Origin of the sequence: Methylobacterium organophilum, from assembly GCF_022179465.1 — a bacterium.
Lineage (GTDB): Bacteria > Pseudomonadota > Alphaproteobacteria > Rhizobiales > Beijerinckiaceae > Methylobacterium > Methylobacterium organophilum.
Genome location: NZ_BPQV01000013.1, coordinates 88,643 through 114,410 on the forward strand (window position 1 = coordinate 88,643; position 25,768 = coordinate 114,410).

Here is a 25,768-nt window from a genome sequence, read left to right on the forward strand (position 1 = left end):
CTGCCCGCAGGTCGGGCCGCCGCGGGGTTCCCGGTCGCGTGACGCGCAACCGCAAGCTTGCTAGGGAGCAGGCTTGACCGTTCCGCGTTGTGCCTTCCGGGGTGCCATCCGGACCGGCCTCGTCCGGCGATCCATCGAGCGATCCATGTCCATCAAGAACCGCCGCCAGATCCTGACCGGAGCCGTCTCCGGCCTCCTCCTGTCCGCCGTCCCGAGCCTCGGCCTCGCCCAGGGCCTGGGGGGCTACGACGACGACAGGCTCTACCGGGACGAGCAGGGCAACCTCTATCGCCGCCGCGGCGGGGACTACGTGCCCTATCGCGGCCGGGTCAGCAACGGCCGGCCGGTGGCCGATCCCGAGATCGATCTCGACGCGGAGGCCTATGCCCGCCGCCGGGCCGAGCGCTACGGCGAGCCCCCGCCCGCCGAGCCGCCGACGCCGGCCGCCAACGGCGCGGCCGTGGCGAACGCGAAGCCGGATGACGGGCCGATCGATTACGCCAAGGCCTATGCCGCCGTGCAGGGCGAGCCCTTCCCGGTGCCGGCCTTCAACTGGAAGAAGGCCAACCCCTCCTTCCTGCGCCAGGAGGTGGCCTATACCGGCAGCGAGGCCCCGGGCACCATCGTGGTCGATCCCAAGGCCCATCACCTCTACCTGGTCCTGCCCGGCGGCCGGGCGCGGCGCTACGGCGTCGGCGTGGGCAAGCAGGGCTTTTCCTGGTCCGGCGCCTCGACAATCAACGCGAAGCAGGCCTGGCCGGACTGGTATCCGCCCAAGGAGATGATCGCCCGCAAGCCGGCCCTCGCCCGCGAGGTCTCCACGCTGCAGAGCGGCCTCGGCGTGCCCGGCGGCCCGCGCAACCCGCTCGGCGCCCGGGCGATGTATCTCTGGCAGAACAACAAGGACACGCTCTACCGCATCCACGGCACCACGGAGCCGGAATCGATCGGCCGCAGCGTGTCCTCGGGCTGCATCCGCATGATCAACCAGGACGCGATCGACCTGTTCAGCCGCGTCGAGGTCGGCGCCAAGGTGGTGGTGCTGGGCTGAGGCCCGCCCCGCCCGCGCGACGGCCGGCCCGATCGCATCGGGCCGGCGGCGCCGGGTCCGGGCGCGCCGGCCCGCGCCGAACGGACCCTGTTTTCGAGAAGACGCGTCAACTGCTCTTCTTCGGCGTCACCTTGAGGATCTGGCCGTCCGGCCCCTCGGTGACGGCATAGACGGCGCCGTCCGGCCCTACCTTCACGTCGCGGATGCGGTGATCGAGGGGGATGCGCTCCTCGGTGAGCACCTTGTCGCCGCTCACCTTCAGGATCACGAGCCCGGTGCTGACGAGGCCGCCGAGGATGAAGTCGTCCTTCCACTCGGGGAAGAGCGTCTTGTCGTAGAAGGCGAGCGCCGAGGGGGCGATCACCGGATCCCAGTAATAGACCGGCTGCACGGTGCCGCCGGCCTGGGTGGCGCCGTCGCCGATCTTCTCGCCGGAATACTCGATGCCGTAGGTCACGAGGGGCCAGCCGTAATTGAGCCCCGGCCGCGGCCGGTTGAGCTCGTCGCCGCCGCGCGGGCCGTGCTCGGCGGTCCAGAGCCGGCCCTGGCCGTCGAGGGTCGCGCCCTGCACGTTGCGGTGGCCGTAGGACCAGATCTCGGGCTTGGCCTTGTCGCTGCCGATGAAGGGATTGTCCTTGGGCGCCTTGCCCTCGTTGTCGATGCGGAAGACCTTGCCGAGGCCGCTCGACAGGTCCTGGGCCTGCACCCGCGGCCCCTTGTCCGAACGCTCGCCCACCGTGACGAAGAGGTTGCCGTCCGGCGCGAAGACGAGGCGCGAGCCGAAATGCTTGTCGCCGTCATAGGACGGCGTCTGGCGGAAGATGACCTTCAGATCCTCGAGCTTGCCGCCGCCCTTGCCGTCCTCGACGAGCTTGGCCTTGGCCACGCTGGTGCCGTTGCCCTTGTCCCGGGGCTCGCTGAAGCTGAAATAGATCGTCTTGTCGCCAGCGAAGCTCGGGCTGAGCGCGATGTCGAGGAGCCCGCCCTGCCCGCGGGCATCGACCTTCGGCACCCCGGCGACGGCCGGGCCGGGCTTGCCGTCCTTGCCGATCAGCCGGATCTTGCCCGCCTTCTCGGTGACGATCATGCGCCCGTCCGGCAGGAATTCGAGCGCCCAGGCGCTGTCGAGGCCGCTCACGACCGGGCTCACCTCCACCTGCGTCGCCTTGGCGGGCTGGGGCGCCCGGGTCTGGTTGGGCAGGAGCGGCGTGTAGCTCGTGTTCGGGGCCTGGGTCTCCGCGGGCTTCTCGCCGGCGGTCGGCGCCGCGGGGGCCTGGAAGGCGTCGCCCTCGATCCGGGGCGCCCGCGGCTCCGTCCCCTCCTGCTGGGCGAGGGCGGCCGGCGAGAAGGCGGCGACGGAGGCGAGCAGGGCGAGGGAGAAGCGCGTCACGTCGTTGTTCCTTGTCCGATCCCGTACCGGCGGCCCCGCCTCCCGAAGGAAGGGCACGAGACATCCTGGTCGTCTGGCCGCGCGATTCCGGCGAGATCGCGCGTGGAGGGTGCCGGGGAAACGCCGGCTCCGCCCGCCACATGGGGCGGCAACCCCGCCGCGGCGAGCCCCGAAGCGGGGCAAGGGCCGACGAAAGGCATCCCTCGGCGCGACGGCCCGGCGCTCCTCACCGGGTTTTCATGAGATCCCTGCGCCCCTGCCCTGCCCCGGACGCCGTCCGCCTTGACCGTGAAGGGGGGCGGCGCCAATTCTCGGCAACTCGCTTCCAAGGAAGGGCAGGTCGCCCGGTTCCAGGGCGACAGGTGTGACGTTTCGGAAAGGACCGGCCATGGCCACGGTGAAAGTGACCGACGCGAGCTTCGAGCAGGACGTTCTCAAGTCCGCCGAACCCGTCGTGGTGGATTTCTGGGCGGAGTGGTGCGGCCCCTGCCGTCAGATCGGCCCGGCGTTGGAGGAGATCTCCGTCGACCTGCAGGGCAAGGTGAAGATCGCCAAGGTGAACGTGGACGAGAATCCCGGCATCGCCTCGACCTACGGCATCCGCTCGATCCCGACCCTGATGCTGTTCAAGGACGGCAAGCTCGCCAGCCAGAAGGTCGGCGCCGCCCCCAAGGGCGACCTCTCCCGCTGGATCCAGGCGAGCGCCTGATCCGCTCCCCGTTTCCGTCGCGCTCCGGCGCGCGAAAGGCCCGGCGTTCCCCGCCGGGCCTTTTTCGTGGGCGCCCCAGAAGGCGCGCGGCCTGGGCCTCGCCGGCCGGTCCCGAACACGAAAAAGCCCGGCCTTGCGGCCGGGCTTTCCGTGGTTTCGAGGACCCTCGGTCGGCTTAGTAGGAGCCGAACTTGTAGTTGAGGCCGGCGCGGATGACGGCGAACTCGGTGTCGTTGCGGCGCAGGGCGCCGGAAGCGACGACCACACCCGGGGAGGTCGTGGTGATGACCGTGCCGGCGTTGTTCACCGCGAAGGCGCCGTTGAGGGCACCGCCGCCGCGATCGAGGTTCACGTACAGACCTTCCACCTTCAGCGTGACGGCCGAGGAGCGGAAGAAGTTCAGGAACGAGTCGGTCGGGAGAGCGTACTCGACGCCACCGCCGGCGGCGTAGCCGGTGCGGAAGTCGTCGCGCGAGCTGTTCGGCAGGCCGAACTCGCGGCCGCCGCCGGCGCCGTAGGCGAAACCGCCGGTGCCGTAGAACAGGACGCGGTCGAAGGCGTAGCCGATGCGGCCGCGGACGGTGCCGAAGAAGTCGAGGCCGGCGAGACCGTTCGGGTTGAACACCTGCTGAGCGGCCAGGCCGTTGACGGCGGCGGTGCTGTTCACGACCGTGAAGCGGTTCCGGTCACGACCGAAATCGACGTACTGGGCATCGGCCTCGATACCGACGACCACACCGTTGCCCGGGGTGAACTGGTAGTTGTAGCCGATCTGACCACCGCCGACGAAGCCGTCGGTGCTGCGGTTGTCGCCGAAGGCGATGACCGCGGTGGTGCCGGCCGGCACGAGGCCGGTGGCGGCGTTCACGCCCACCACCGGAGCGGCGGTGTTGTCCTGCACGCCGAAGCCGTAGCCGGCGTTGAAACCGGCGTAGAAACCGGTCCAGGTGAAGACGGGAACCGGCGTGAAGACCGGCGGAGCAGCGCGACGCGGCAGGTCAGCGGCGGAAGCCGCAGCCGTCAGCGCCGTGAAGGCGGCGAGCGACGTAAGAAGCTTTTTCATTGTTGATCCCCAGCGAATTGCCCGATCGCCGTGGAAGCTAGACCATTTTCCACCCCCACGATGTAACCCTCAGGCCACACCGCCACCCGAGCGCAACCGCAGGAGTGGGAAATCTCCGCGGTCATGAGCCGCGGAAACTCAGTCTCGGGAAGACGCTTCTCCCAAATGGGACAGGGAGAATTCAATCTAGTTAAAGTTCAGGTAGGAATCGTGCCGTTCGCCGTCAGGACAGCACCGGCGAGATAGAGCGAGCCGCAGATCAGGACCCGCGGCGGCTTCTCGAAGACCGTCGCCGCGAGGCTCGCCAGGGCGGCCTCCACGCTCGACGCCGATTCGGCCATCAGGCCGACGCCCTGCGCGATCCGCTCCACCTCCTCCGCCGGCCGCGCGGCGAGCTGCCCGGCGATCGGCACGGCGATGAGCGAGCGGGCGAGCCCGACGAAGTTCTTCAGGAAGCCCTCCGCGTCCTTGGTGCCGAGCAGGCCGACCACGAGGACGAGGGGCACGTCGCTGCGCTCGCCGAGATCGGCCATGGCGGCGGCGAGGATGCGGCCGCCATCGGCGTTGTGGCCGCCATCGAGCCAGAGCTCGGCGTCCTTCGGCATCATCTCGGCGAGATGCCCCTTGGTGAGGCGCTGCAGGCGGCCGGGCCACTCGACCCGGCGCAGGCCGGTCTCGAAGGCCGCGGAGCCGAGATCGCCGAAGCCCGCCGCGCGCAGGGCGGCGATGGCGGTGCCGGCATTGGTGAGCTGGTGGCGGCCGGCGAGGCGCGGCCGCGGCAGGTCGAACAGCTCCCGCTCGTCCTGGTAGACGAGACGGCCGCTCTCCTCGTGCACCGAGAAATCCTGGTTGCCGACGAAGATCGGGCCGGCGCCCACCGCCTCGGCCCGGCGGCAGAGCACCGAATCGGCCTGGGCGTAGTCCTGCGCGGCGATCACCGCCGGGCAGCCGCGCTTGAAGATGCCGGCCTTCTCGGTGGCCACCGATTCCAGGGTGTCGCCGAGATATTCCGCGTGGTCGCGCCCGATCGGCGTCACCACGGCGCAGGCCGGGCGGTCGATCACGTTGGTGGCGTCGACCCGCCCGCCCAGGCCGACCTCGAGCAGCAGCACGTCCGCGGGCGCCTCCGAGAAGAGCAGGAGCGCGGCCGCCGTGGTGATCTCGAACACGGTGATCGGGTCGCCGTCATTGGCGGTCTCGCAGCGGCTGAAGGCGTCGGCCAGCTGCTCCTCCGGCACGAAGACGCCGCCGCCGATGGCGCCGAGGCGGATGCGCTCGTGGAAGCGGACGAGATGGGGCGAGGTGTAGACATGGGCGGCGAGCCCCCCCGCCTCCAGGATCGCCCGCATGAAGGCGATGGTGGAGCCCTTGCCGTTGGTGCCGGCGACATGGATCACCGGCGGCAGGCGCCGCTCCGGATGGCCGAGCTTCTCCAGCAGCCGCTCGATGCGCCCGAGGGAGAGGTCGATCGTCCGCGGATGCAGGGCGAGGAAGCGCGCCATCAGCGCGTCGGAGGAATCCATCATCGGGCCATCCCGCTCACGCCGGCTCGGGCTGGGGCGCCGGGGCCGCTTCCGGCTTCTTCGCCGCCTCGGCCGGCACGTTCATCAGCAGGCGGCAGAGCCGGGCGATGGTCTCCTTGAGGTCCTTGCGGTGCACGACCTGGTCGATCATGCCGTGCTCGCGCAGATACTCCGCCCGCTGGAAGCCGTCGGGCAGCTTCTCGCGGATGGTCTGCTCGATCACCCGCGGCCCGGCGAAGCAGATCAGCGCCCCCGGCTCGGCGAGATGCACGTCGCCGAGCATGGCGTAGGAGGCGGTGACGCCGCCGGTGGTCGGGTTGGTGAGCACCACGATGTAGGGCAGCCGGGCCGCGTTGAGCCGGCGCACGGCCACGGTGGTGCGCGGCATCTGCATGAGCGACAGGATGCCCTCCTGCATGCGCGCGCCGCCGGAGGCGGAGAACAGCACGTAGGGGGTGCGCTTCTCGAGCGCCGTCTCGGCGCCGCGGATGAAGGCCTCGCCCGCCGCCATGCCCAGGGAGCCGGCCATGAAGCCGAATTCCTGCGCGGCGATGGTCATGGGCAGGCCGCCGACCCGGCCGAAGCCGATCTTGAAGGCGTCCGGCATGCCGGTCTTGGCGCGGGCCTCCTTGAGGCGGTCGACGTAGCGCTTCTCGTCCCGGAACTTGAGCGGGTCGGCCGGGACCTCGGGCAGGGGCACGTCGATCCAGGTGCCCTCGTCGAACATCGCCTTGAGACGGGCCGGGGCGCTCATCTTGAGGTGATGCTCGGAGCCCGGGATCACCCAGAGATTCTGCTCGACTTCCTTGTGGAAGACCATCTGCCCGGTATCGGGGCATTTGATCCACAGATTCTCGGGCGTCTCGCGCTTGAACAGCGTCTTGATCTTGGGGCGCACGACCTCCGAGATCCAGTTCATCGCTTCGACCATGGAAGAGATCCTTGCCGGATTGGGCCGATATCGGAATACGCGGCGGCCAATGCCAGGGAGATGCGGTTTTCCTGCGGCGGATCAGGCCTTGGCGACGCCGCGCACGCCCGCCGCGAGCTCGCGCACCAGACCGGCCACCGCCTCGACGCTCCCCGCCTGGGCGCGATTCTCGGCGTCCAGGCTGCGATGGAGGGCGTCGACCAGGGACGAACCGACCACGACGCCGTCCGCGCCCCGGGCGATCTCGGCGGCATGCGCCCCCGACTTCACCCCGAAGCCGACCACGACCGGCAGGTCCGTATGCGGACGGATGCGGCCCACCGCCTCGGCCACGCGCCCGAAATCCGGGGTCGCCGTGCCGGTGATGCCGGTGATCGAGACATAGTAGACGAAGCCCGCGGTGTTCGCGAGCACGGCGGGCAGGCGCTCCGCATCCGTCGTCGGCGTGGCGAGGCGGATGAAGGCGAGGCCCTTGGCGAGCGCCGGCAGGCAGAGCTCGTCGTCCTCCTCCGGCGGCAGGTCGACCACGATCAGCCCGTCGATGCCCGCCGCCAGCGCCGCCTCGAGGAAGGCCGGAACGCCGTAGCTGTGGATCGGGTTGTAATAGCCCATCAGCACGACCGGCGTGTCCCGGTCCTCCTCGCGGAAGCGGGCGACGAGGGCCAGCGTCTTGCGCAGGTCCTGGCCCGCGGCGAGCGCCCGCAGGCCCGCGGCCTGGATCGCCGGGCCGTCGGCCATCGGATCGGTGAAGGGCAGGCCGAACTCGACGATGTCGGCGCCGGCCTTCGGCAGCGCCTTGAGCACGGCGAGGGAGGTCTCCGGATCGGGATCGCCCGCCATCACGTAGGTGACGAGGGCGGCACGGCCTTCCGCGCGGCAGCGGGCGAAGGCGGCTTCGATGCGGGCGGTCATGCGGAAATGCCTCGCGGCCGGGTCTGGTCGGAGCACCGGCGGATCCGATGCGAACAAGGGGCCGCGCCTACACCATCGCACCGGCGCCGTGAAGCACCGGGACGCGCGCGCGGGCCCCGCGGGGCCTAACCTTGCTGCCGCAGGGCTCGGCCTTTCTGCCGCAGGGCTTGGCCTCCCCGCCGCGGGCATGGCATGGCGGCCCGCTTTCCCCCACCCGCGAAGGAGCGTCGGGACGTATGGCACGGCCGCTCCTGCGCTGCACGACGCTCTGGGGACGGGCGGATTGGATCGAGGCGCCCCCGGCGCTCGTTCCCGTGCGCGACGCCCTGCTGGTGCCGCCCCGGCCCGAGGGGGCCTGGGGCCTGTTCTCCGGGCCGACCCGGATCGGCGATGCCGGGCGCGACCTCGCCCCCGGGGAGCGCCTGCCCGAAGGCACGCCCTCGGCGCTGGGCCGCGCCCTCTATCTCGGGCCGATCGCCTGGCATTACGGGCATTTCCTGCTCAACACGCTCCCCCGGCTCTGGCCCCTGATCGGCTGGGAGGGGGAAAGGCCGGCGCTGCTCTGCCACCGCCCCGGCCCGGTCCAGGACGCCCATTGGGCCGGCTTCGGCGCGGCGATCTTCGGCCGCCTCGGCTACGAACTCGACGAGCTGGAGAGCCCCGGGGCGCCCCTGCGGCTCGCCGAGGTTCTGGTGCCGGCCCCGAGCCTGACCGAGCAGAGCAGCGTGCACGCGGTCTTCGGCGACCTCTGCCGCGCCATCGGCCGGCCCTACTGGGAGGGGGAACGCCAGGAACGCTTCCTCTATCTCTCGAAGACCCGGCTCGGCGCGGGCATCGCCCGGATCGTCAACGAGGACGCCCTGGAGGCCGAGCTGGCGCGGCGCGGGGTCGCGATCGCCCATCCGGAGACCCTGCGCTTCCCCGAGCAGGTCCGCCTGCTCTCGGCCCATCCGGTCGTGCTGGGCTCGGCGGGATCCGCCTTCCACACCACCGCCTTCGCCGCGCCCGGGCGGCGGGTCGTCGGGCTCAACTGGCAGCCCGCGCTCAACGCGAACTTCGCCCTGGTCGACCGGGTGGCGGGAACGCGCGCCCGCTACTACCACGCCCCCGACACGCGCTACGTGACGCGGGCGGGCTTCGACGTGGCCTGGGAGCTGCCCGACCCGAAGGGCACAGCGGCCGCCCTGCTGCGCAAGGCCGAGCGGCTCGCCCGGGACGCGCCCGACACGGACGGCCCGCTCGCCGGGCTTAGACAGGTCCTGGCCCGGTCCTTGCGGCCAATCCGCGGGCGATAACCGGCGCCGGGCCCGTCGTCGCAAGTCGTACCCATGTCACGGACCCAACGTAGAGTGGAAGCCGCTGTGTTTTGCGGCGCAAGATGAACGGCGCAGTGCAATGTGAAACCACGCCCGACGTCAGTCGAGCGTGACGCCCCACCTTTCTCTTTCGGAGTACCTGCGAAGAGATGCGGTAACGATATCCCGAAAGTCCGTACTCTTCCTATGGAACGACTTAGGGCGATTCCTCTTATCGTCACGGCAACAGAGAGGAGAAAGGCGCCGACAATGTCCCTGGCGGAGGACGGCAGGCCCCTGGCCTTGACTTGGCACTATACCCGGCACGAATTGCTGGCGGACGGCGCCATCCACCTCGTCGGTGTGGCGCTGGGCCTGACCGGCGCGATCGCCCTGATCGTGACCGCCGCGCTCACCCATCTCGGCTGGACCGAACTCTCCTCGGTGCTGATCTACGCCGCCGCCCTGGTGGCGATGCTGGGGGCATCGGCCGCCTACAACATGTGGCCGGTCTCTCCGCGCAAATGGATCCTGCGGCGCTACGACCACGCCTTCATCTACCTGATGATCGCCGGCACCTACACGCCGCTGGTGGCCCTGGTCGGGTCCGGCCCGGTCGCCTGGAGCCTGCTCGCCCTGATCTGGACGGTGGCCGCCATCGGCATCGCCATCAAGCTGACCATGCCCGGCCGCTTCGACCGGGTCTCCATCGCCCTCTACCTGATGCTGGGCTGGAGCGGGGTGCTCGCCTACGATTCCATCATCGCCGGCCTGTCCCTTCAGGCGCTCTGGCTGCTCGGCATCGGCGGCCTGCTCTATTCCTTCGGCGTGGTCTTCCACGTCTGGCGCAGCCTGCCCTTCCAGAACGCGATCTGGCACGGCTTCGTGCTCCTCGCCACGGCCTGCCACTACGGCACCGTGATGGCGAGCGTGCTCGAGGCCAAGCCCTGAGGCCGGCGCCGCGCCGCCCCCGATCCGCTCACGGCAGACCGCGGCCGCCTCACGGGGCGGCCGCGTCGTCGCGTCCCTAGCGGATGCCGCCGGGCACCTGACGGGTATGGGGGGCGTGGGTCGGGTCCGTGGAGGGCCGGGGCTCGCCGCTCGAGAACGGCTCCGCCTCGTCGTCGTCCTCGGGGGTCGGGACCGGGACGGAATGCGTGCTGGAGCCGGGCGGAGCGGCAGGGGTCGCCGCCGGAGGGACGGCGGCAGCCGCGGCGGGGAGCGTCGCGGAAGGGGGCGCCGGGACCGGGTTGGCCGAAGGCGCGCCCGTCGCCTGCCAGCCCTGGCTCCGCCAGTCGCTCGCCCGCTCGTCGAGATCGATCGAGCCGCCGCGCTCTAGGATGTGCAGGACCCGGTCCGCCAGATCCTCCTCGGCCCGCACCGTCACCAGGGTGCCGCCCCGGCGCACGCCCTCGGCATAGGCCTCCGCATCCGCCTCGCTCAAACCCGCGCCGGTGAGGGCGCCGAGCAGGCCGCCGGTGGCGGCGCCGAATCCGGCCCCCGCCACCGTGGCGACGAGCCAGCCCGCGGCCACGACCGGGCCGATCCCGGGGATGGCGAGGAGGCCGAGGCCGGCGAGCAGCCCCGCCCCGCCGCCGATCACCGTGCCGACCGCCGCGCCGGTCCCGGCGCCGTCGGCGGCGTCGTGCCCCGCCACGGTCGTCGGCCGGCCGGGCGGCTGGGGCGGGACGCGGCCGGAATGCCGGTCGTCGGGGTTGCTCGCCACGATGCTGATAGCGGCATGCGGCACTCCCTCCGCCTCGACCGCGTCGATGGCGCGGGCCGCCTCCTCGTAATCGTCGAAGAGGGCCGTGATCGTCCTGGCCGCCATGATGTCCTCCTTCGGGGCCTTCCGACCCCTGTCCGATCAAGCGGGTCGGCTCCGGCTGGTTCCCGGGCGGGGGCGGCGCGCACCGCGTTAACCTTCTGCTAACCGTGTGCCCGGCAATTCTTGCCGGGTTGCCGCGCCCTTCCCGCGGCCGGGATGCGGACGAGCATGAGCGAGACGGCAGGCGCGGTGACCACCGGCCGGCCCGGATTCCCGGGCCTCGGCGGCCTCGCGCTGCCGGACCGCGCGAGCCTCCAGGCCCTCGCGAAGCGCTCCGACCTGTTCCTCGCCACGGCGGTGCTGGGCATCCTCACGGTGCTCATCTTCCCGCTGCCGGCGGTGCTGCTCGACCTGCTGCTCGCGGTGTCGATCATCATGTCCGTGCTGATCATGATGACCGGGCTGTTCATCGACAACCCGCTGGAATTCACCGTCTTTCCGACGCTGCTGCTCATCGCGACGATGCTGCGGCTGGCGCTCAACCTCGCCTCGACCCGCCTGATCCTCGGCCATGGCCACGAGGGCACGGCGGCGGCCGGCCACGTCATCGAAGCCTTCGGGCATTTCGTGATGGGCGGCAATTTCGTGATCGGGATCATCGTCTTCGCGATCCTGATCATCGTGAACTTCGTGGTCATCACCAAGGGCTCGGGCCGCATCGCCGAGGTGGCGGCCCGCTTCACCCTCGACGCCATGCCCGGCAAGCAGATGGCGATCGACGCCGACCTCTCGGCGGGGCTCATCGACGAGAAGGTCGCCAAGGCCCGGCGCGCCGCCCTGGAGGAGGAATCCTCCTTCTTCGGCGCCATGGACGGCGCCTCGAAATTCGTGCGCGGGGACGCCATCGCCGCCCTGCTCATCACCGCGATCAACGTGATCGGCGGCATCATCATCGGCGTGGCCCAGCAGGGCCTCGGCTTCGGCGAGGCCGCCAAGACCTACACCCTGCTCACCATCGGCGACGGCCTCGCCAGCCAGGTGCCCGCCCTGATCGTCTCGACCGCGGCGGGCATCCTCGTCTCCAAGGCCGGCGTGAAGGGCGCCGCCGACAAGGCCCTGGGCAAGCAGATCGCCAACTACCCGAAGGCCCTCGGCATGTCGGCGGGGGTGATGCTGCTCATCGCCCTCCTGCCCGGCATGCCGATGCTGCCCTTCCTGGCGCTCGGCGGCGGGGCGGGCTACGCCGCCTGGAAGATCGCCAAGGTGAACCGGGAGCGCGCGGCGGCCGAGAACGCCGTGGCCACCCCCACCGCCGCCTCCGCCGCGACCGCGGCCGGCGAGGAGACGGTGACAGACCTGCTCAAGCTCGACGACCTCAAGCTCGAGATGGGCTACGCCCTCCTGCCCCTCGTCAGCGGCGAGGGCGGCGACCGGCTCACCGACCAGATCAAGGCCCTGCGCCGCCAGCTCGCCGCCGAGCTCGGCTTCGTGATGCCCTCCGTGCGCATCCTCGACAATGTGGGCATCGACGCCAACGGCTACGTGATCCGCGTGAAGGAGATCGAGGCGGGCAACGGCCAGATCTTCCCCGGCCAGTTCATGGCCATGGACCCGATGGGCGGCCAGGTGCAGCTGCCCGGCCAGCACATGCTGGAGCCGACCTTCGGCCTGCCCGCGACCTGGATCGACGCCAGCCTGCGCGACCAGGCCCAGCTCAAGGGCTACACCGTGGTCGACGCGGCCACCGTGGTCTCGACCCACCTCACCGAGGTGATCAAGGCGCATGTCTCCGAGCTCCTGAACCATGTCGAGGTGCAGAAGCTGCTCAAGGAGCTGCCCAAGGAGCACATGGATCTCTTCAAGGAGATCGTGCCGAGCCAGATCGCGACCACGGGCATCCAGCGCGTGCTGCAGCTGCTGCTGGCCGAGCGCGTCTCGATCCGCGACCTCGGCACCATCGTCGAGGGCATCGCGGAGGTGGCGGGGCAGGTGAAGAACCCGCGCGACATCGTCGAGCATGTCCGCGCGCGCCTCGGCCGCCAGATCTGCGCGCAGTATCAGGGGCCGGACGGGACGCTGCCGATCATCACCCTGTCGCCGGCCTGGGAGCAGGCCTTCATCGAGTCGATCGTGGGCGAGCGCGACGAGCGCTACCTGGCGATGCAGCCCTCGCGCCTGTCGGAATTCGTGAACGCCGTGCGCGACCGCTTCGAGGCCGCGGCCCGGCGCGGCGAGATGCCGGTGCTCGTGACCTCCGCCCAGGCCCGGCCCTTCGTGCGCTCGATCATCGAGCGCTTCCGCCGGGAGACGGCGGTGATGAGCCAGGCGGAGATCCACCCGCGGGCACGGCTGCGCACGGTGGGGTCGCTGTAGGGGAAAAGCCCTCTCCCGCAGAGGGGAGAGGGCGGATGCGGCGCTCAGTCCTTCAGGTCGGCCGGCACCTTGCCGCCGTTCTCCTCGAGCTTCCTGATGACCTGCTTGTGCAGCCAGATGTTCATCGTGGCCGAGTCGTTCTTGTCGCCGGTGTAGTGCAGCTCGTCGGCGAGCTGCTTGCGGGCGGCGAGGCTCGAATCGAGATCGATCAGCTTCATCAGGTCGACGATCGAGTGGCGCCAGTCGAGCTTCTGCGGGTTCTTGGCGGCGAGGCCGTCGAGCACCTCCGCCACGTCGACGGTGCCGCCGCTGCCGGCCGTGCCGCCGCTCGTGGGCGTGGCGGGCGCGTCGCCGCCCGCGCCGGGCTTGGCCTCCGCCTGCGAGGGCGCAGGACCTTCCTTGGCCTGGGCTTCGCCGCCGCCGAACGGATGGAGGATCTTGCTGACGATGCTGCCGAGGAGGCTCATGGCATATATCCCTTGTCCGGGCCGCGCGGGTCGCGCAGCGCCAGCGTAACGAAGCGGGGCCGGTCCGCGTTCCTGACCCGCCGATCGGGGCCGAGACTGGGGACGGCGAGGTTCCGCCGATCACGCCGCTTTGATCTTGCGCGCGTCCATGCGTAAGGGGAGCCGTTCCCGCGATACCGGACCCTGCCCCATGCGTCTCCTGCTCGCCGCGCTGGCGGCCCTGGCCTTCCTCGTGCCCGCCCAGGCCCAACAGGTGCCCGTGCGCATCGGCGTGATCCCCGTCATCGGCGCCGCGCCGATTTTCGTCGCCCGCGGCGAGGGCTGGCTGAAGGAAGCGGGGCTGGAGCCGAGCTTCACCACCTTCGAATCCGGCCCGAACATGATCCAGGCGCTGGCCTCGGGCACGATCGACGTCTACGTCGCCGGCATCGCCCCCCTGGCCGTCGCCCGCACCAAGGGCATCGACGTGCGCGTGGTGGCCGCCACCGCGGTCGAGGAGATGGTCTTCGTCGCCGGCCCGAAGCTCGCCCCCTATTTCGCGAGCGCGCCGAGCAAGGCGGAGGCGTTCAAGCAGTACCGGGCGAAGGAGGGCAAGCCGGCCCGCCTCGCCACCCAGCCCCCCGGCTCGGTGCCCAACACCACCCTGCAGCACTGGCTCTGGCAGGTGGCGAAGGCCGACAAGGCCGATGTCGAGATCGTGCCGATGGGCATCGACGCCACGCAGCAGGCCCTGCTCGCCGGCGCCGTCGACGGCGCCTCGATCCGCGAGCCGGCGCTCACCATCGTCCAGGGCCGCAACCCGGCGATCAAGCTGATCGCCAATGGCGGCGAGATGTTCCCCGATCAGCCCGGCACCGTGGTCGCCGTCTACGGCAAGTTCGCCGACAAGAACCCGGCCGCCGTGGAGGGCCTGGTGAAGGCGCTCGTAAAGGCGGTCGACCTCCTCAAGACGGACCCGGCCAAGGCCGCCCCCTCGGTCGAGGCGGCGCTGGGCAAGGGCATCACCGACGTCGCCACGATCCAGAAGGCGCTGACCTCGCCGGCCGCCAAGTTCACCGCCGACCCGCGGGTGATCTTGGAGGCGACGAAGCAGATGCAGGCCTTCCAGGTCACCATCGGCACCCTCGACAAGGAGGTGCCGATCGACGGCCTGTTCGTGCCGAGCTTCTACGAGAAGGCCGCCAAGCCGTAACCCCGACGCCATGACCTTCCTGCGCTCGACCGGGCTCGCGGCGGCGGGGCTCCTCGCCTTCCTCGGCCTGTGGGAGGCCGCCCCGCGGCTCGACCTCGTCAACCCGGCCTTCCTGCCGCCGCCCTCGACCCTGCCCGCCGCCTTCCTCAAGGAGATCGCGGGCGGCGCCTGGCCGACGGCGGTCGTCGAGAGCCTGAGCCACTACGTGGTCGGGCTGGGGCTCGGCGCGGGCATGGGCATCGCGCTCGGCACCCTGAGCGGCATGTTCCGCCCCTTCGAGAGCGTCACCGCCTGGATCGTGCGGCTGCTGCGGCCGATCCCGGGCCTCGCCTGGGTGCCCTTCGCGATCATCTGGTTCGGCGTGCAGCCGGCGGCCGCGGTGTTCATCATCGCCATCGGCGTGTTCTGGATCGTGTTCTTCGCCACCCAGGGGGCGGTGCGCGGGGTCGACCGCGACCTGCTCGAGGTGGCCGAGGCCTTCGGCTTCCGCTCCGCCTGGGCGCGCCTGACCAAGATCCTGCTGCCGGCGGCGACGCCGGGCATCCTGGTCGGCCTGCGCACGGCCCTGGGCCAGGCCTGGATGGCGGTGGTCGCCGCCGAGATCTTCGGCGTGCCGGGCATCGGCGCGCGGATGATGCAGGCCTCCTCGCTCCTCTCCACCGACATCGTGGTGGTCTACATGCTGACCATGGCCGCCCTCTACGGCCTGTTCGACACCGGCTTCGTCGCCCTCCAGAACTTCCTGCTGCGGTGGCGCGCGTGAGCCGGCCGATCATCGACATCCGCGGCCTCAGCCTCGCCTACGCGCGCGACGGCCGGCGCAACGTGATCCTGTCGGAGCTCGACCTCGCGATCCCGCGGGGCCAGTTCCTAGTGATCGTCGGCGAATCCGGGGTGGGCAAGTCGACCCTGCTGCGGGTGCTGATCGGGCTCGCCAAGCCGAGCGGGGGCGGCGTGACGATCGACGCGGATCCCAAGGTCCGCACGCCCATGGCCCTGGTCTTCCAGGATGCGCGGATGCTGCCCTGGCGGCGGGTGATCGCCAACGTCGCCTTCGGCCTGGAGAACAGCGGCCTGTCGAAGGCGGAGCGCTACGCCAGGGCCGAGGCGATGCTGAAGCTCGTCGGCCTCGCCGACCTCGCCCAGCGCTGGCCGCACCAGCTCTCCGGCGGCCAGCGCCAGCGCGTCGCCATCGCCCGGGCCCTCGCCGTCGATCCGGACGTGCTCCTGATGGACGAGCCCTTCTCGGCCCTCGACAGCTTCACCCGCGAGGGGCTGCAGGACGAGTTGCAGCGGATCAAGGCGCAGACCGGCAAGACCGTGCTGTTCGTGACCCACGACATCGACGAGGCGGTCTATCTCGCCGACCGTGTGGTAGTGCTGGCCGGCAGCCCCGGCCGCATCGCCGCCGACGTCACCCTGGACCAGCCGCGCCCGCGCCGGCGGCGCGATGCGGGCCTGATCGAGGCGGCGCGCCATCTGCGCGCCGAGCTGTCGCGGCGCTCGTCGGATCTCTGAACCGGGACGGATCCCGCGCGGGCCGTCCCCTGGCATGGAGCAGCCCCGTGAGCGAGCGGATCCTGATCGCGCGTCCCCTCACGCGGGAGGCCTTCGCCCCCTTCGGCGACGTCCTCGACAAGCGGGCGGAGGCGGCGCGCCCGATGAACAGCGGCCGGGCGCTACGCTTTCCGGCGCTCGCGGAAGCCTGCGTGGCGGACACGGACGGCCGCGTCGTGATCGGCTTCGTCGCCGCGCAGCCCTACGCGATGCCCCTGACTCTGCGCCTCGTCGAACGCCATCCCCTCGGCAGCCAGGCCTTCATGCCCCTGAACGGCGCGCCGTTCCTCGTCGTGGTCTGCCCGGACGAGGGAGACCGGCCCGGCCGGCCGCAGGCCTTCGTCACCGCGCCGGGCCAGGGCGTCAGCTACCATCGGGGCACGTGGCACGGGGTGCTGACCCCGTTCGGAGCCGCGCAGGACTTCCTGGTGGTCGACCGGGGCGGCCCGGGAGCCAATCTCGACGAGCACCCTTTCGAGCAGCCCTGGCGCATCCACCTGCCGGACGCCCCGCCCCATCCGCGGGGCTGAACGCCGGCCTCAGCGGGCCGGCGCGCCGCCGGGGCCCTCGGCCGCGTTCGGCTTGTCCGTGGCGGCCTTCGGGCTCGCCAGGAACTCGGCGAGGTAGCCCTTCCAGAGATTGGCGTAGCGCAGGGACTGGTGGCCATGGGTGTCCGGCGCGGTCGGCACCAGCACGAAGCGGGCCTCCTTCACCTTGGCGATGGCGCCGTTCATCACGTCGAGCTGGGGCGGGTTCAGCTCGTCGTCGGCGAAGTTCACGGCGAGCACCCTGGCCGTGATCCGGTCGAGCTGCGGATAGGGGTCGTAGTCGAAGGAGGAATCGAACCAGTACAGCCAGTCGTTGGCGTCGGCCTTGTTCTCGTAGGCGGCGGCGAGCTTGTCGTAGAGCGCCTGGGCGCCGGCATTGGTCGGCGCGTCCTTCTGCAGGCCGAGCACGCTCTCGGTCATGATGTTGAAGATCGGCAGGATCTTCCCGAAGCGGGAGGGCTGCTTCTCGTAGTCGCCGCCCTTCCATTCGGGATCGGTGCGGATGCCCTCGATCAGCAGCCGCCGCCACAGGGCGTTGCGGCCGCTCACCGGGATCGGCTGGCTCGCCACCGGCATCACCAGGTCCATCATGCCGGGATAGCGCTCGGCCCACATCCAGGCCTGCATGCCGCCCATGGAGGTGCCGAGCACGAGGCGCAGATGCTTGATGCCGAGCCCCTCGGTGACGACCCGGTACTGGCCCTCGACCACGTCGGCATAACCGTAGCGGGGGAAGCGGGCGCGCAGGCCGTCCGAGGGCTTGGAGGAGCCGCCGCGGCCGATGCCGTCCGGCAGGATCACGAAGTACTTCTCCGCATCGAGGGGGGCACCGGGGCCGAACAGCTCCGGCCCCAGGGTCGGGACCAGGAAGGCCTTGCCGGTGCCGGTGGTGCCGTGCAGGGCGAGGACCGCGTTGTCGATCTCGCCCGTCTCGTCCCGGTGGGGCGTGCCCAGCGTCGTGTAGTGCAGCTTCGCCTCGGGCAGGCTGCCGCCGCCCGCGAAGCGGAAATCCTTCACGACGAGGTCGCCCTCCTTCTGGTTGGGATAGGCGGCGGGCGCGGCCGCGACCGCGCCGCAGAGCCAGCCGCCGGCGAGCGCGGCGCCGACCATCCGGAACACCCTCTTCACGAAACCCTCCTCCCACGTTCTTTGGGCGGAGATTATTCCGTATTCACTTTGCCGGTCGAGGGCCTTGCGCGCCGAAGTTGTGCCCGGCGGCCGGATCCTAGCGCTTGGCCGCGGCGAGCTGGGCCGGGGTCTGCGTGGCGCCCATGGACTGGGCGAGCGCCGCGGCATCCTGCCCGGCGCCGTCGCGAACGTCCGGGTCGGCGCCGTGATCGAGGAGCAGGGCCACCATCTCCGTGCGGTCGAACATCGCCGCGGTCATCAGGGCGGTGCGGCTGCCGCCCCCGGTGCCGTCGACCTGGGCGCCGTGCTCCAGCAGCAGCCGGGCGATGCCCAGCTCGTTCTTGAAGGCGGCGCCGGCGAGCGGGGTCTGGCCGCGGTCATTGGCGAGCTCCGGATCGCCACCGGCCTCGAGGATCACCTTCACGGTCTCCTCCTGGCCGTTATAGGCGGCGAGCATCAGCAGGCTGTCGCCCTTGTCGTTGCGGATATTGGCCGGCAGCCCCTGCCCGAACAGCTCGGCGAGCTCCGCGGCATGCCCCATCCGGGCATATTGGAAGACGCGCCCGGCAAAGGCGAGGGTCTCGTCGTCGAGGGCGGGCGGGGCGGCGGGGCGGTCTTCGGCCATCGGGATCTCACTGCTTGCGGCAGCCGGCATCTGGCGCCCCCGCCCCTCCCTGTCCAGCCGATGGAGACTCCGGCGCGGCGGTTTTCGCCCGAGCGGTCGCGGCGATGACGCCCTTTCGCGCGCTTTGAGCAGGCATGGCCCTCAAGGTTCGGCGCGCAGTCCGGCGAGATCCAGGCGGCGGGTGACCATGGCGAGGTGACCGGCTTCGTCCCGCGGCCATTCGGGCTCCGGGCGGTCGCGGTAGAGTTCCACGCCGTTGCCGTCGGGGTCGCGCAGGTAGAGCGCCTCGGAGACGCCGTGGTCGCTCGCCCCGTCGAGGGGAATGCCGGCGGCGTCGAGGCGGCGGAGGGCGTCGGCGAGGGCAGCCCGGCTCGGGTAGAGGATGGCGACGTGGTAGAGGCCGGTGGTGCCCGGGGCCGGCGGGGGACCGTCGGCGCTCTCCCAGGTGTTGAGGCCGATATGGTGGTGGTAGCCGCCGGCCGAGACGAAGGCCGCCTGGCTGCCGTAGCGCTGCATCAGCGTGAAGCCGAGCACGCCGCAATAGAAGCCGAGTGCCCGCTCCAGATCGGCCACCTTGAGATGGACGTGGCCGATGCGGGTCTCCGGATGGATGGGCGCGCTCATCGCCACCCCCTTCAGCCGCGGCGCAGGGCGTAGGGGCCGCTGCCGAGCCCGGCCTGGACCAGGAGCATCACCGCCCAGAAGCCGGCGAATTCCCAGCCGCCGCCCGGGTTCTGGGCGAAGAAGCCGTTGGCGCCGTGCACGGTGACGATGGCGCCGACGAGGATCGGGATCAGCGCGAGCGCCACCCAGCGGGCATAGAGGCCGAGGATGAGGGCGAGGCCGCCGGCCGCCTCCGCGGCGATCACCGCGTAGCCGAGGGCCGGCGGCAGGCCGAGGGAGCCGAAGAAGGCCGCCGTGCCGGCGGGGGTGAACACGAACAGCTTCAGCCCGGCATGGGCCAGGAACAGCCCGCCCAGGGTCAGCCGCAGCAGGAGCGCGGCATAGGGGGCGGTGCGGGTGTCGGTGGTGGTGGCGAGGGCGGTGGTCATGGTCGAACAGGTCCGTTTGCGATGGAGAGATCGTGCCCCATGCCGGCGCTTGCGATAATCCGCCGATTTCTCCATTCATCTCACTCTACTGGAGTGAAATGACGCCGTGCTCGACCGCGTGACCGGGATGCAAGTGTTCGCGCGGGTAGCGGCCCTGGGCAGCTTCTCCGCCGCCGGCCGGGCGCTCGGCCTGTCGCAGACCGGGGTGACCAAGCATGTCGCGGCCCTGGAGGCGCGGCTCGGCACGCGGCTGCTGCACCGCTCGACCCGCCGCCTGACCCTGACGGAGGCGGGCCGGGCCTACGGGGAGGCCTGCGAGCGCATCCTCGCCGAGATCGCCGAAGCCGAGGCGGTGGCCGGCGCGGAGGCGGTGGAGGCCCGCGGGACGCTGCGGCTCAACGTGCCCCTCTCCTTCGGCGTGCGGGAGATCGCCCCGGCGCTCGCCGCCTTCGCCGCCGCGCATCCGGCGGTGAGCGTGGAGCTGGGCCTGAACGACCGGCGGGTCGACCTGATCGAGGAGGGCTGGGACCTCGCCGTGCGGATCGGGGCGCTCGGCGATTCGAGCCTGATCGCCCGCACCCTGGCGCCCTGCCGCATCGCGGTCTGCGCCGCCCCCGACTACCTCGCCCGGCACGGCACGCCGCACCGGCCCGAGGCGCTGAAGGAGCACAATTGCCTCAGCTACACCCTCGCCGATGCGGGCGGCTGGCGCTTCGGCGATCGGACCTACGCGGTCTCGGGCAACCTGCGCGCGCCCAACGGCGCGGCCCTGGTGGCGGCGGCGATCGCTGGCCAGGGCCTCGTCTACCAGCCGACCTTCCTGGTGGGGGACGCCCTGCGGGCGGGACAGCTCGTCGCCCTCGATCTCGGCGCGCCCACCCCCGTCCTCCCGATCTCCGCGCTGATGCCGCCGGGCCGGCGCCCGGCCAAGACCCGCGCCTTCCTCGCCTTCCTGGCGCGCCGCTTCGAAGGCGAGCCCCATTGGGACCGGGACCTCGCCCTGCCGGCGTGAGGCAACGCCCCGCGCCGCCGGCGACCGGTCAGCGCGGCGCGTCGGGCTCACCCTCGAACAGCCGGATGATCTTTTCCTGATACATCGTATCGAAATCATCGGGCACGGAGATCTTCCCCGCGAGGAAGCCGATGCGCCGCGTCCGCGGAGCGTCGGCCGTCTCGGGCACGACGCGCACCAGCGGCCGGCCGCCCTTCGTGATCACGAAGGGCTCGCCGCGGGCGGCCTGCTCGACGAGGCGCGGCAGATCCGCCTCGGCCTCCTGAGGCTGACCGTTTTCATGACGGCCCTTCCCTCGCCAACGCGCATGTCCTGAACAAGGGAACGGTAGTTCCGGCGGAAGTCTCCGGCAAGACGGGGACTGAAACGGTTTGACCCGTCTTCCTCATCCCTCCGGTCGAGCCCATATTCAGCCCATGCCGACTCCGAAGAAGCCCAGCGCCAAGCCGAGCCCCAAGGCGCGTTCCGCCGCGGCCAAGGCCGACAAGCCCGAGTTGAAGCCGCTCGACGAGCATCTCGCGGCCCTGCTCAACCCGGCGCTGAACCGCGAGCGCTTGAAGGTGGCCGAGCCTGCACCCGCCGCGGGCAAGGGGCGGGGCCGGAAGGCCGCCGCGTCCGGGCGGGCGGAGGGCTTCGCCGAGGCGCCGCAGGCGGGATTCACCCTGCGCGACGACGCCGCCGAGATCGACCCGCATCTGGCCCAGGCCCTCGGCCTGACGCCTCCCGACGACGGCCCGGCCCCGGAGACGGCGCCCGCGCCCGACGAGGACGCGCCGTCGCTCGCCACCGAGGGCGTCTCGGCCACGGTGGAGGCGCTGGAGAAGCTGCTCACCGAGGGCAACCCGCTCTTCAAGAACGGCCAGGCCTGGGTGCCGCACCGGCCCGAGCGGCCGCAGAAATCGGAAGGCGGCGTGAAGTTCACGCTGAAATCCGAGTTCACTCCCGCCGGCGACCAGCCCACCGCCATCGCCGACCTGGTGGCCGGCGTGAGGCAGCAGGAGCGCGACCAGGTGCTGCTCGGCGTCACCGGCTCGGGCAAGACCTTCACCATGGCCAAGGTGATCGAGGAGACCCAGCGCCCGGCCCTGATCCTGGCGCCGAACAAGACGCTGGCCGCGCAGCTCTACGGCGAGTTCAAGAGCTTTTTCCCGGACAACGCGGTCGAATACTTCGTCTCCTACTACGACTATTACCAGCCCGAGGCTTATGTCCCGCGCTCCGATACGTTCATCGAGAAGGAAAGCTCGATCAACGAGCAGATCGACCGCATGCGCCACGCCGCCACCCGCGCTCTGCTGGAGCGGGACGACGTGATCATCGTGGCCTCGGTGTCCTGCATCTACGGTATCGGCTCGGTCGAGACCTACACGGCGATGTCCTTCACCGTGTCGCTGGGCGAGCGCATCGAGCAGCGCCAGCTCATCGCCGACCTCGTGGCGCTCCAGTACAAGCGGATCCAGTCCGACTTCGCCCGCGGCACCTTCCGGGTGCGCGGCGACGTGATCGAGCTGTGGCCGGCCCACTTGGAGGATCGCGGCTGGCGCATCGGCCTGTTCGGCGACGAGGTCGAATCCATCGTCGAGTTCGATCCGCTGACCGGCAAGAAGATCAACGAGCTGAAGTTCGTGAAGGTCTACGCCAACTCGCACTACGTCACGCCGCGCCCGACGCTGCAGCAGGCGATCAAGGGCATCAAGGAGGAGCTGCGGCTGCGCGTCGCCGAGCTGACCAAGATGGGCCGCCTGATCGAGGCGCAGCGGCTGGAGCAGCGCTGCACCTTCGACATCGAGATGATCGAGGCCACCGGCGCCTGCAACGGCATCGAGAACTACTCGCGCTATCTCACCGGGCGGAAGCCCGGCGAGCCGCCGCCGACCCTGTTCGAGTACCTGCCGGACAACGCCCTCGTCTTCACAGACGAGAGCCACGTCACCGTGCCGCAGATCGGCGGCATGTATCGGGGCGACTTCCGCCGCAAGGCGACGCTGGCCGAATACGGCTTCCGCCTGCCCTCCTGCCTCGACAACCGGCCGCTCCGCTTCGAGGAATGGGACGCGATGCGGCCCCAGTCGGTCCACGTCTCGGCCACGCCGGGCAAGTGGGAGATGGAGCGCACCGAGGGCGTCTTCGCCGAGCAGGTGATCCGCCCGACCGGGCTGGTCGATCCGGTGATCGAGATCCGCCCGGCCCGCTCCCAGGTGGACGACCTGCTGGGAGAGGTCCGCGCGGTGGCCCAGGCCGGCTACCGGACCCTGGTCACCACCCTGACCAAGCGCATGGCCGAGGACCTGACCGAGTACCTGCACGAGAACTCCGTGCGGGTGCGCTACATGCACTCGGACATCGACACCCTGGAGCGCATCGAGATCATCCGCGACCTGCGCCTCGGCGCCTTCGACGTGCTGATCGGCATCAACCTGCTGCGCGAGGGCCTCGACATCCCGGAATGCGCTCTTGTCGCGATCCTCGACGCCGACAAGGAGGGCTTCCTGCGCTCGGAGACCTCGCTGATCCAGACCATCGGCCGCGCGGCCCGCAACGCGGAGGCCCGCTGCATCCTCTACGCGGACAGCATCACCGGCTCGATGGAGCGGGCGATGGCGGAGACCGAGCGGCGCCGCCAGAAGCAGCTCGCCTACAACGCCGAGCACGGCATCACGCCGCAATCGGTCAAGCGCGGCATCGCCGACATCTTGGAGAGCGTCTACGAGCGCGATCACGTCCGCGTCGATACGGGACTGGCCAAGGACGCGATCACCGTCGGGCACAATCTCAAGGCGGTCATGGCCGATCTCGAGAAGCGCATGCGGGCGGCCGCCGCCGATCTCGACTTCGAGGAGGCCGCGCGCCTGCGCGACGAGCTCAAGCGGCTGCAGGCGACCGAGCTGCTGGTCGCCGACGATCCCATGGCCCATCAGGGCGCCATCGAGCGCGAGGCGGGCCGCTACGGCGAGAAGGGCCGCTCCCGCATCGCCAAGCCGACCCTCGACAATATGGGGCCGGGCACGGACCGCGAATTGCCGGTGGGGGGCGCCCTGCCCTCCCCGACCTGGCAGGAGCGGCCCAAGGCACGCTCGACCCAGGGGCTCGGCGGCCAGAAGCCGCGCTACAAGGGCGGCGGCGGCCGCAAGCGGGGATAGGAGCGGGCGCCCGCCGGGCGGCATGGACATCGCCCCGCCGGGGCGCCTAGAACGGCGCCTTCACGAGCAGGGTGCGCCGGCCCGGGTCCCGGTCCGCCATCATCCTCCGCCGCCCTGCCGAGCCGGTCCACGCTCCGGCGGGATCCGCCTCAGCCGACGGGCCTCACGGTGTCTGGTCTTTCCGCCCCTTCTCCGCCGGGATGCCGTCCGGCATCGATGCCCGCATGAGGACCCTTCTCGATCTCGTGCGGGCCATGCGGCCGCACGAGCGCCGGCAGCTCGCCCTCATCCTGCTCGGGCTCGCCGTCGCCGCCCTGTTCGAGGTGGTGGGCGTCGCCTCGGTGGTGCCGTTCCTGACCCTGGTCGGGGACCCGGCGGCCGCCGGCCGCATCCCCTATCTCACGGCGATCCGCGACGGGCTCGGGCTTACCGACGACCGCAGCTTCCTGCTCGCCACCGGGCTCGCGGCGCTCCTCGCGATCCTGGCCACCAGCCTGATCAATGCGGGGCTGACCTTCGCGCAGCTCCTGTTCTCGCACCTGACCGGCTACGGCTTCGCCCGGCGCCTGCTCGCCCGCTACGTCGACCGGGAGCGGCTGTTCTTCGCCCGGGCCAACAGCGCCGAGCTCGCCAAGAACGTGCTGAGCGAGACCGACCGCATGGTCGTCGGCGTGCTGACGCCGACCATGGTGCTGGTCTCCCGGGGCGCCTCGGCGCTCGCGGTGGTGCTGTTCCTGATCGTCTACCAGCCCAAGCTCGCCCTGATCCTCGGCGGCGGCTTCGGCGGCCTCTACGTGCTGATCTACCTCGTGATGCGGGCCCGGCTCGCCAAGCTCGGCGCCCGGGCGGTCTCGGGCAACGAGCGGCGCTACCGGGTGGTGCAGGAGACCTTCGGCGCCCTGACGGAGCTCAAGCTCTACGGCCGCGAGGCCCGCTTCGCGGCGGCCTTCGACCCGCCGGCCCGCGCCTATGCCCGGGCGGTGGCGGAGAGCCTGCTCACCGGGCAGATGCCGCGCTTCGTGATCGAGTCCCTGGCCTTCGGCGGCGTCATCGTCGTGGTGCTGTTCGCCCTGCATCAGGGGCTCGACACCGCCGGGCTGCTGCCGCTCCTCGGCCTGTTCGCCTTTGCCGGCTATCGGATGCTGCCGGCCTTCCAGAACATCTTCGTGTCGATCGCGCAGCTGCGCTTCCACCTGCCGGGGGTGCGGGTGATCGTGGAGGCGCTGCAGGGCGAGCGCGAGCCCCGGCCGCGCACCGCCGAACGGCTGCCCTTCGCCCGGGAGATCCGCTTCGAGGGCGTCGGCTTCGACTACGAGCCGGGCCGGCCGACCCTGATGGAGCTAGACCTGACCATCCCCGCCCACGGCGCCATCGGCCTCGTCGGCCGCACCGGCTCGGGCAAGTCGACGCTGATCGGGCTGCTCCTCGGCATCGTCGCCCCGACGCGGGGCCGTCTCCTCGTCGACGGGCGCGTGCTCGACGCCGACAGCCTGCCGGCCTGGCAGAACCGGATCGGCTACGTGCCGCAGGACGTGTTCCTGATCGACGGGACCATCGCCGAGAACATCGCCCTCGGCGTGCCGGCGGAGGAGCGCGACCCGGCGGCTCTGGAGCGGGCGGCGCGGCTCGCCGGCATCCACGACGTCATCGCCACCCTGCCGCAGGGCTACGCCACCGGCGTGGGCGAGCGCGGCGCGCGGCTCAGCGGCGGCCAGCGCCAGCGCATCGGCATCGCCCGCGCCCTCTACCACGACCCGGACGTGATCGTGTTCGACGAGGCCACGAGCGCCCTCGACGGGGAGACGGAGGCCGCCGTGATCGCGGCGCTCCAGGCGCTTTCGGGCACCCGCACCCTGATCATGGTCGCGCACCGGCTGACCTCGCTGCGCCATGTCGACGTGGTGCATGTCCTCGATGCCGGGCGCCTCGTCGCCTCCGGCCCCCTGGAGGCCGTCGCCCCCGAGCTTGCCCCCTTGGCAGAGACGCGCCGCGCCTGAACCGGCGGCTGGCCTGGGGCGCCCCGGCCCGCTAT

General features: G+C 71.3%; 23 protein-coding genes and 1 pseudogene. 12 read left to right on the forward strand and 12 right to left on the reverse strand.

Annotated features, from left to right (window positions below):
• The first annotated feature begins 145 nt into the window (after positions 1-145).
• Positions 146-1,051 (forward strand): L,D-transpeptidase, encoded by a 906-nt coding sequence (locus MFF21_RS19595; protein ID WP_238313179.1) that lies wholly within the window; start codon positions 146-148, stop codon positions 1,049-1,051.
• Positions 1,052-1,157: 106 nt separating this feature from the next.
• On the opposite strand, the gene MFF21_RS19600 is transcribed toward MFF21_RS19595, so the two are convergent.
• Positions 1,158-2,441 (reverse strand): PQQ-dependent sugar dehydrogenase, encoded by a 1,284-nt coding sequence (locus tag MFF21_RS19600; protein WP_238313181.1) that lies wholly within the window; start codon positions 2,439-2,441, stop codon positions 1,158-1,160.
• Positions 2,442-2,829: 388 nt separating this feature from the next.
• On the opposite strand from MFF21_RS19600, the gene trxA reads away from it, so the two are divergent.
• Entirely contained in the window at positions 2,830-3,150 is a 321-nt protein-coding gene (gene trxA, locus MFF21_RS19605) for a thioredoxin (protein WP_238313183.1), read from the forward strand.
• A 175-nt stretch (positions 3,151-3,325) separates the two neighbouring features.
• Here the strand turns inward: trxA and MFF21_RS19610 are convergent, their stop codons facing one another.
• The 4 genes from MFF21_RS19610 to trpA all read right to left on the reverse strand — a co-directional run bounded on the left by MFF21_RS19610 (position 3,326) and on the right by trpA (position 7,579).
• The gene (locus MFF21_RS19610; RefSeq protein WP_238313185.1) at positions 3,326-4,213 is read right to left on the reverse strand and encodes an outer membrane protein; all 888 of its coding nucleotides are present in this window, start codon (positions 4,211-4,213) and stop codon (positions 3,326-3,328) included.
• Positions 4,214-4,410: 197 nt separating this feature from the next.
• Positions 4,411-5,736: a bifunctional folylpolyglutamate synthase/dihydrofolate synthase gene (locus MFF21_RS19615; RefSeq protein ID WP_238313340.1), complete on the reverse strand. Its 1,326-nt coding sequence runs from the start codon at positions 5,734-5,736 to the stop codon at positions 4,411-4,413.
• Between the two features lie 16 nt (positions 5,737-5,752).
• Positions 5,753-6,667: an acetyl-CoA carboxylase, carboxyltransferase subunit beta gene (gene accD / locus MFF21_RS19620; protein WP_238313187.1), complete on the reverse strand. Its 915-nt coding sequence runs from the start codon at positions 6,665-6,667 to the stop codon at positions 5,753-5,755.
• An 81-nt stretch (positions 6,668-6,748) separates the two neighbouring features.
• Entirely contained in the window at positions 6,749-7,579 is an 831-nt protein-coding gene (gene trpA / locus MFF21_RS19625) for a tryptophan synthase subunit alpha (RefSeq protein WP_238313189.1), read from the reverse strand.
• Positions 7,580-7,815: 236 nt separating this feature from the next.
• On the opposite strand from trpA, the gene MFF21_RS19630 reads away from it, so the two are divergent.
• Positions 7,816-8,874, forward strand: coding sequence for a glycosyltransferase family 61 protein (locus tag MFF21_RS19630; RefSeq protein WP_238313191.1), 1,059 nt, complete (start codon positions 7,816-7,818; stop codon positions 8,872-8,874).
• 270 nt (positions 8,875-9,144) lie between these two features.
• The gene (gene trhA / locus MFF21_RS19635; RefSeq protein ID WP_238313194.1) at positions 9,145-9,825 is read left to right on the forward strand and encodes a PAQR family membrane homeostasis protein TrhA; all 681 of its coding nucleotides are present in this window, start codon (positions 9,145-9,147) and stop codon (positions 9,823-9,825) included.
• Positions 9,826-10,039: 214 nt separating this feature from the next.
• Here trhA and MFF21_RS19640 read toward each other — a convergent pair.
• A pseudogene (locus tag MFF21_RS19640) lies at positions 10,040-10,705 on the reverse strand (hypothetical protein); the annotation flags it as partial.
• A gap of 165 nt (positions 10,706-10,870) precedes the next feature.
• On the opposite strand from MFF21_RS19640, the gene flhA reads away from it, so the two are divergent.
• Positions 10,871-13,015: a flagellar biosynthesis protein FlhA gene (gene flhA, locus MFF21_RS19645; protein WP_238313198.1), complete on the forward strand. Its 2,145-nt coding sequence runs from the start codon at positions 10,871-10,873 to the stop codon at positions 13,013-13,015.
• 44 nt (positions 13,016-13,059) lie between these two features.
• Here flhA and MFF21_RS19650 read toward each other — a convergent pair whose 3' ends face one another.
• Positions 13,060-13,482: a DUF3597 domain-containing protein gene (locus MFF21_RS19650; protein WP_238313199.1), complete on the reverse strand. Its 423-nt coding sequence runs from the start codon at positions 13,480-13,482 to the stop codon at positions 13,060-13,062.
• Between the two features lie 190 nt (positions 13,483-13,672).
• Here MFF21_RS19650 and MFF21_RS19655 point away from each other — a divergent pair, with 190 nt between their 5' ends.
• The 4 genes from MFF21_RS19655 to MFF21_RS19670 are packed head-to-tail and all read left to right on the forward strand — an operon-like array spanning position 13,673 to position 16,761.
• Positions 13,673-14,674, forward strand: coding sequence for an ABC transporter substrate-binding protein (locus MFF21_RS19655; RefSeq protein ID WP_238313201.1), 1,002 nt, complete (start codon positions 13,673-13,675; stop codon positions 14,672-14,674).
• A gap of 10 nt (positions 14,675-14,684) precedes the next feature.
• Complete coding sequence (locus MFF21_RS19660) at positions 14,685-15,437, forward strand: ABC transporter permease (protein ID WP_238313203.1); 753 nt, start codon at positions 14,685-14,687, stop codon at positions 15,435-15,437.
• A complete protein-coding gene (locus MFF21_RS19665) occupies positions 15,434-16,192 on the forward strand; it encodes an ABC transporter ATP-binding protein (protein WP_238313205.1) in 759 nt (252 codons plus the stop codon). The genes MFF21_RS19660 and MFF21_RS19665 overlap by 4 nt, the downstream gene beginning before the upstream one ends.
• Positions 16,193-16,239: 47 nt before the next feature.
• The gene (locus MFF21_RS19670; RefSeq protein ID WP_238313207.1) at positions 16,240-16,761 is read left to right on the forward strand and encodes an ureidoglycolate lyase; all 522 of its coding nucleotides are present in this window, start codon (positions 16,240-16,242) and stop codon (positions 16,759-16,761) included.
• 9 nt (positions 16,762-16,770) lie between these two features.
• On the opposite strand, the gene MFF21_RS19675 is transcribed toward MFF21_RS19670, so the two are convergent.
• From MFF21_RS19675 to MFF21_RS19690, 4 genes are all read right to left on the reverse strand, one after another.
• Positions 16,771-17,907, reverse strand: coding sequence for an alpha/beta fold hydrolase (locus MFF21_RS19675; protein WP_238313209.1), 1,137 nt, complete (start codon positions 17,905-17,907; stop codon positions 16,771-16,773).
• Between the two features lie 97 nt (positions 17,908-18,004).
• On the reverse strand, positions 18,005-18,532 hold the full coding sequence (locus MFF21_RS19680; protein WP_238313211.1) for an ankyrin repeat domain-containing protein: 528 nt from the start codon (positions 18,530-18,532) through the stop codon (positions 18,005-18,007).
• 141 nt (positions 18,533-18,673) lie between these two features.
• Complete coding sequence (locus MFF21_RS19685) at positions 18,674-19,156, reverse strand: VOC family protein (protein WP_238313213.1); 483 nt, start codon at positions 19,154-19,156, stop codon at positions 18,674-18,676.
• An 11-nt stretch (positions 19,157-19,167) separates the two neighbouring features.
• Complete coding sequence (locus MFF21_RS19690; protein ID WP_238313215.1) at positions 19,168-19,584, reverse strand: DoxX family protein; 417 nt, start codon at positions 19,582-19,584, stop codon at positions 19,168-19,170.
• Positions 19,585-19,690: 106 nt separating this feature from the next.
• Here MFF21_RS19690 and MFF21_RS19695 point away from each other — a divergent pair, with 106 nt between their 5' ends.
• On the forward strand, positions 19,691-20,596 hold the full coding sequence (locus tag MFF21_RS19695; protein ID WP_238313216.1) for a LysR family transcriptional regulator: 906 nt from the start codon (positions 19,691-19,693) through the stop codon (positions 20,594-20,596).
• A 28-nt stretch (positions 20,597-20,624) separates the two neighbouring features.
• Here the strand turns inward: MFF21_RS19695 and MFF21_RS19700 are convergent, their stop codons facing one another.
• Positions 20,625-20,801 carry a type II toxin-antitoxin system Phd/YefM family antitoxin gene (locus tag MFF21_RS19700; protein ID WP_308445693.1) on the reverse strand — a complete coding sequence of 59 codons (177 nt, stop codon included), beginning with the start codon at positions 20,799-20,801 and terminating at the stop codon, positions 20,625-20,627.
• Positions 20,802-21,012: 211 nt separating this feature from the next.
• Here MFF21_RS19700 and uvrB point away from each other — a divergent pair, with 211 nt between their 5' ends.
• Positions 21,013-23,736, forward strand: a complete 2,724-nt coding sequence (gene uvrB, locus MFF21_RS19705; protein WP_238313217.1) for an excinuclease ABC subunit UvrB — start codon at positions 21,013-21,015, stop codon at positions 23,734-23,736.
• A 224-nt stretch (positions 23,737-23,960) separates the two neighbouring features.
• A complete protein-coding gene (locus tag MFF21_RS19710) occupies positions 23,961-25,733 on the forward strand; it encodes an ABC transporter ATP-binding protein (RefSeq protein ID WP_238313218.1) in 1,773 nt (590 codons plus the stop codon).
• The last annotated feature ends 35 nt before the right edge of the window (positions 25,734-25,768 follow it).